Genomic DNA, 6,776 nt, shown 5'->3' on the forward strand with positions numbered 1-6,776 from the left:
CTCTGCATCTTTGCAGGTCACTTGCTTCAGTATAAATTTATCGCCCTCTTTCTCTACTCCGAGGTAGCAATAGTCCCAGCCCATCACAATCAATCCGGATTGCTGTCCGTCCATTTTGGCGGAAACCTTTAACTTGGTAGTTGCTGTGAACTCTTCTGCCATGAACTTTTGCAATAGAAGATTAGGCACTTCCCAGAAATTCACAAAGTTCTCGGAGAGAATATGCCCGTAAATACGGATGAATCCCAGGTCGGAAGTATATCCGAATGTATCCTGATAATTGGCATGCCATTCCCATTGTAGTCCTAACTGGCGGGTATTGAACTCGTCACTGTCTGCAGGTGTTTCTACCGGATAATTCTTGCCTACATTGGGCTTTTTGTAACGGGTTACGGGTTCACCGCAACCGTCACCGTCCTTATCTTCTCCAATTACAGGCCAGTCGTTTACCCACTTCATCGGGTTCAGGTGAACGACACGTCCGTACATGGCTTTATCCTGAAAGTGAACGAACCAGGATTCCCCTGTCTGCGTATCAACCCATGCGCCTTGGTGGGGACCATTGATGTCGGTAGAGCCTTGCGCCATGACAATCTTCTTCTCATAAGGACCGTATATATTCTGCGAACGCAATACTAACTGCCATCCGGTTGCTACTCCGCCTGCCGGGGCAAAAATGTAGTAGTAACCATTCCGCTTATAGAGTTTAGGACCTTCAATTGTATGGTTGATTCCATCATTACCATCAAAGACCAGTACCGGATCACTGATCACTTTTGTTCCTTCTGCATTCATCTCACAAATTGTGATAACACTGTTCAGTGCGGCACGACTTCCTGCCCATGCGTGTACCAGATATACTTTTCCATCTTCATCCCATAGTGGAGCAGGGTCTATCATGCCACGACCGGCTTTTACCAATATCGGTTTCTCCCATTCTCCGGCCGGGTCTTTGGTCTTTACCATGAAGATGCCATGATCCGGATCTCCCCAATAGATATAAAACTCTCCATTATGGTGGCGGATGGATGGTGCCCAAACACCTTTTCCATGCTGGGGAGTATTGAAGAACTCGATGGGTTCTATCTGTTTCAACGCATAGCCTACATATTTCCAGTTAACCAGATCTTTGGAATGGAGAATGGGCAAACCGGGAGCACATCCGAAGCTGGAAGCCGTCATATAGAAATCTTCACCTGCCGCGCAGACATCCGGATCGGAATAATCGGCATGCAGCACCGGATTGATGTATGTGCCATCCTTCTGGTCAGATACCCAGGCTTTGGATACATATTGGGCTTCCGCCTGCCAACAGGCAGCGTATAGCAATGTAGTAAGCAGAAATATCTTTTTCATCTTTTTAGTTACCTTTTTAAATATCCTGAAAACAAAGATTTTACCTAAACAAACTCTTACCTTTATCTACTGAAAATAATCTTAATGTGTTATTTGCCTATTAATACGAGCGAATCTGTTTATTCACTCAATGAAATATCATATTTTATAATCTTTCTCCTTTGTACTTTTTATACTTCTTCATTTCCTGCCTGTCTATAGGTACCAGTCTTATGGCAGCTCCACCACTGGGTTTCAGCTGGAACTTCATAGTTTGTGAAGCGTTGACAAGCAGATAAGTACATTTTACCTGTGTACTTGTTTTTATCTTTTCTTCCCCATCCGTATAGATGCAGGCGAGGTAATTCTTTTCTTTATCGAGGAACGTGAGAGGTATTTCTTCTTCAGAACCTTCATTGTTGGTCATTGCTGCAACAAACCATTCTTGGCCTTTTCGGCGTGCCATTGTTATGTTTTTGCCGGGAGCGCCATCCAATACTTTCGTATCGTCGAATACAGTTTGCAAGTGCTCAAACCATTCCATTTCCGGTTCTCCGTGATAGAACGATGGTTTGTCATACCAGAAGATAGTTTGCAGAGGGCTGTAGAACACGAGGGATGCTGCCAGTTGATGAGCATGAGTCGTTTTCAGCCGTTTGTCGAAATAACAGATCGTATAGTCGGCTGCACCGTTTATCATACGAGTGAAGGGGAGCGTGACATTATGAGTTGCATCGGGAAATTCTTCGTTTCCACAAATGCCTTCCTGAGTTAATAAATTCGGATAAGTACGGCTGAAGCCTGAAGGGCGATATTCATCATGTATATTCATCAGCAGATGATTCTCTGCTGCCAAGCGAACCATGTCGTGCATCCAAGTTGCCCAGCGATGGCTGGCGTATTGTACGAAACCGGATTTTACTCCGACAATCCCCCATTCGCGGAGCAATGGGAAAAGTTCACGCATTTGCTTCATGAGTGCATGCTGGTTTACGTACACCCAGATACCAACTCCTTTTTCCTTACCATAAGCTATAACACGGGGCATATCCAGTTTGGCAACCACTTTTGTGGCATCCCCGTCATGTGAAGTACAGGGCATATACCATTGCCAGTCGAAAAGCATATACGGGATATTATGTGCTGCACAGAAGTCGATGGTTGCAATAGCTCCTTCGGTTGTGATAGTTGTTTCGCGCATAATCTTGCCTGGTTTTACCCATGCGGCGGCATCGGCAATTTCACACGGCGGATTCAGATTCTGGATGATATCATTGTGTTCCAGCAATTCACCCGGTTTGTCGGCTGCCATGACTATCTTCCAGGGAGTGGCATAATAAGTCACTACATCCACGGGGCTATACATTACAGAAGTCAGTGTATTCTTCTTGTCTGTGGAGGCAAGGTATTTGGTCAGACACCAGTCGTCAACATCAGCATCTGCCAATGCGGCCCATTTACCATTCGGGAGTTCCAGCGTGAGGGCACGTTCTACCGGATGTTTGATATCATCAATGTTCAGGTACTCAAAGAAAGCCTGTGCCCATTGTTCGGTCCATGCTTTTGTACCTGCCGGTAAGGCGTATTCTGTGAGATCACCTACTACTTTATGAAAGATAGCCTTTGGGTGTTCCGGGAAGAAATAGCGGAAAGCTACTCCTTCATTATAGGCACGCACCTCAATGTTGAGTCGGTAGCCGGAGTTATCTTTCTTGGAGAGATAAAGGGTGCCGGTCCGGTAATGATCGCGTACACTGCTACGTTCACCGTAAAGTGGCTGCCAGGTGATGTCTGTTTCGGGTTGGTAAGTCACAGAGTCCACTTCCAGATTGTCCATCCAGCAGGCAGGCTGTTTTAGGTTTCGTGCTCCCAGAGCCATTTCCCATATCCGGTTGTCCAGTTCCAGCCCGGCACGTGATTCATTGACTACAGGTTGTGATTTGTAATCTACCCGATAACAAAGTTCGTTTGCTACAGGTGAAACCTGCTTCTGGTAAAATGCTATTTCATGTGTTCCGTCAGGAGATGTCAGCTTCAGTTCCTTGCCATTGTCTGCAAAGAGGGAAGGAGTGAGAACTAACATAATAATTGCTGAGCCGATAGTCTTCATATCTTCGTATTTATTGTTTTTATATAAATACGATTTGGGATATGAGGATACTCAATGTATTCTATCTTTTTAGGGAAATAATGTTCGAGACAGTTTGTGAAATGACAGGACTTCCAAAAAATGACGAGAATCCATCTTCCTTTTGTGAACTTCCCTGTACATGGGCTATGAAGAATCCATATACCCGGTCCTGTTTATTGATCCATGGATAGGCGCCGGCCCAACCCGGTGAACTGATCTGATAGGCTTCTCCTGTTGCTTCATCAATAAGTTCCCGCCATTCTCCCAAACCATATATGCCAGTATGATATTTTTTCAGTGCACGTTCCACATATTCACCCGGATGAACTTCTGCATTTCCCACTTGGTTTGCTTGCATTTCATGTATGGTTTCGGGTTTCAGTAGTTGCTTTTCTTCAAATACGCCATTGTGGTAGATCATATCAAGAAAACGCATGTAGTCGTGCAAAGTGGTACAGAGACCTCCACCCAACATGGGAGCGTGTCCTCCATCTGTATTCACGGGCGTGAAATGGGAATTTTTCATTCCTAAAGGTCGGGCTATTAATTCCTGAAATAATTCCTCGAATTCTTTATTCATAGCTTTTTCTGCCATCCGGCCGGCTATCTGCATGGCAAGTCCGCCATATTCAAAGCGGGTGCCGGGAGTGAAAACCGTGTCAAGCGGAAGAATCTCCATGATTGCCGAATCCAGATGATTGTAATTGTCTACGCGTGGTTCCGGCAGATAAGGGCGGACACCCGATGTGTGCGAAAGCAACTGACGTAAAGTAATCATTCCTTTTATGTCGTTTTTAAATTCAGGAATCCATTTCTTTACACTGTCATTCCAGTCCAGTTCGGTGCAGTCTACCACAGCTCCGATTACTGCGGCGGCTACCCATTTTCCGGCAGAGGCTACATAGACTTTAGTGTCAGGGGTAACGTCTTTGTAGTTTTTCTGAAAGATAACGCTATCGTCTCTGACTACACAGATTGAGGCTCCCGGATAGTATCCTTTATTCATCCATGAGGTGATAATGGAGTCAAGTGGTGTAAAATCATAATCCGCCTGCCGGTTATCGGCAGGACGGCATGATGTGAATGACAGATAAATACCTATGAGAGAAACTATAATAATAATTTGTTTCATTTTTACTTTTCTATTAAATCCCAGTATACAACGTAACGTTGGTGATGTAAGTCATACAGTGGCTTTAAAACATTGCCCTGTGATGTTTTAAATATCAGTTCCTCGCCTGTACGCTGTAAACTGTGTCCGGGGTGTTTCCGGTCTATTTGTAAGGTGGTATTCAGCTCAGCCGGAATATGATAATTGTAAGTATAGTAATCATTGTATAATGCCGGATCAGAGAATGGTGCCGGAGATTGCATACCTTCTGTTCCCGATTCACCGGCCAATACCAGCGGTCCGTATAGCAGGGCCCCCTTTTGTGGATTGTCTGGCGTTGTTTCCAATTGCAGGCTCATCGGATAATTAGCTTCAATGCGATCACCGTCTTTCCATTGGCGGGTTACGGCAATGTATGATCCCGGTTTCTGTTTTACCGATACTTTTTTTCCATTGACGTTTACTTTCACATTTTTACTCCATGATGGATAGCGCAGATAAATCGTAGTGGTGACAGGTTTGTCCGTTTGGATGGTCAATGCAGTGTTCTCTTCTACGGGGAAAGCTGTTTCCTGGTGCAGAGTTATTCCTTTCGCTTTCCAGTTTACTTCTGACGGGATAAAGAGGTTTACGTAGATTCCCTGGTCATTGTGATAATAGATAGCTTCTCCATATTTAGCATGGTTTTCGAAACCACTGCCTACACAACACCAGAAGGAATTCTCCCGGGTACTATAAACTTTGTGAGAACCGGAGAGCAAAGGCAAGAAATAGGATACCATTCCTGTTTCAGGATCTTGTTGTCCAAGGATATGATTATAGAGTGCACGTTCGTAGTAGTCAGCAACTTTGGCATCTCCTGTCCAGCAAAACAGGTGGCGACTGAGTTTCAGCATATTGTACGTACAACAAGTCTCACCGGTATATCCGGTCAGATGTTTGGATAATTGTTGTGGATCGAAATAATGCTCTTTATCACTGCTGCATCCCGGTGCAAAGGTATGATGGTCTATCATGGTATGCCAGAAAAAATCAGTCAGTTTCCGACTGTCATTATCCTGCGTCAGCTCGTAGTTACGTGCTTCGGCAAGAACTTTTGGGATAAAGGTATTCGTGTGCTTGGTTCCTAAATCATCGCGTTGTTCTTTCAGCGGATCGATAACATCATTGTGATAGAAAAATTCAGCAAGCCATTGATAACGCTCGTCACCGGTGATGGCATAAAGATTATAGAAAGATTCGTTCACACCGCCGAATTCATTCCGTATCATCCTTTTCCGGGTGGGTTCATCCAGCGGTTTAAGTTTATTATAAGCCCAGTCGCCCATGCGGGTAACTACTTCCAATGCCTGTTTGTTATCTGTATAGAGGTATTGGTCGATCAATCCGGAGAAGAGCTTGTGTAATGTATACCAGGGTGCCCATACACTTGTCCCACGTATGTTCCGATTGATTAATTCTTCCGGATATGCACTGAGATACCCGTTTCCCAAAGCTGCCTGTACTTCTGCCAGACCTGTAACAAGACTGTCACCTTTCAGCTTGAATATTTCACTTCCGGTAGATGCGTACATGAGCGCATAGGCTGATAGTAAATGCCCTGTTGTATGTCCGCGCAGTTCGCAGTCCAGTGATTCCCAGCCGCCTAGTTTCTTTACGGTCATATATCCACCTTCACGTCCGGCAAATACTCCGGCGTTGTTGCGGAAACTGTGTAGCAAACGATTGGTTGCTATAGAAGTCATCCAAACAGAATCACGCATCATATTGTCGCGAAAACGGCTTGGTAATAAACGCACGTCTTTTAAGTCGAAACTCTCTACCTGTATCGGCGCTGTTGTCACTTTTTTCATTTTTCCGGCATGCTGTCCGGGATAAATGGATTGAGCGGAAAGGCCGGTTGATAGAGCCGCACAGATTGTCATTAGGATTAAACTCTTATTTCTCATAACTTTTTTATTAATTCTTTCTTTATATATACGAAGTAGAGGGATATATTACTCAAAACCCGTTAGAGGAATTTAAAACTGTATAGCGAGCTATTTTCCTATTACGACTGAGGATAGTTCCCACTAGGACTGAAGGTATTTCCCACTAGGACTGAAGGCACTTCCCACTAGGACTGAACTCGTGTTCCACTACGACTGATCTTAGTGGAACACCAAGTGCGTTGTCACACAGATAGTTATGCTTTTTGCT

Annotated in this window: 4 protein-coding genes; all 4 read right to left on the reverse strand. The window is 44.6% G+C overall.

The genetic code is table 11. The features are described from left to right. Window positions 1–1,356 (reverse strand): glycoside hydrolase family 43 protein (locus BACCELL_RS17885; RefSeq protein ID WP_007213376.1); only part of this gene is annotated, 1,356 nt, incomplete at its 3' end. 145 nt (window positions 1,357–1,501) lie between these two features. Continuing rightward, a complete protein-coding gene (locus BACCELL_RS17890; RefSeq protein WP_007213377.1) occupies window positions 1,502–3,445 on the reverse strand; it encodes a glycoside hydrolase family 97 protein in 1,944 nt (647 codons plus the stop codon). 61 nt (window positions 3,446–3,506) lie between these two features. After that, window positions 3,507–4,598 carry a serine hydrolase domain-containing protein gene (locus tag BACCELL_RS17895; protein ID WP_007213378.1) on the reverse strand — a complete coding sequence of 364 codons (1,092 nt, stop codon included), beginning with the start codon at window positions 4,596–4,598 and terminating at the stop codon, window positions 3,507–3,509. Window positions 4,599–4,600: 2 nt separating this feature from the next. Continuing rightward, window positions 4,601–6,526, reverse strand: a complete 1,926-nt coding sequence (locus tag BACCELL_RS17900; RefSeq protein ID WP_007213379.1) for a glycoside hydrolase family 127 protein — start codon at window positions 6,524–6,526, stop codon at window positions 4,601–4,603. Window positions 6,527–6,776: the final 250 nt, after the last annotated feature.

The organism is Bacteroides cellulosilyticus DSM 14838 (assembly GCF_000158035.1).
GTDB lineage: Bacteria > Bacteroidota > Bacteroidia > Bacteroidales > Bacteroidaceae > Bacteroides > Bacteroides cellulosilyticus.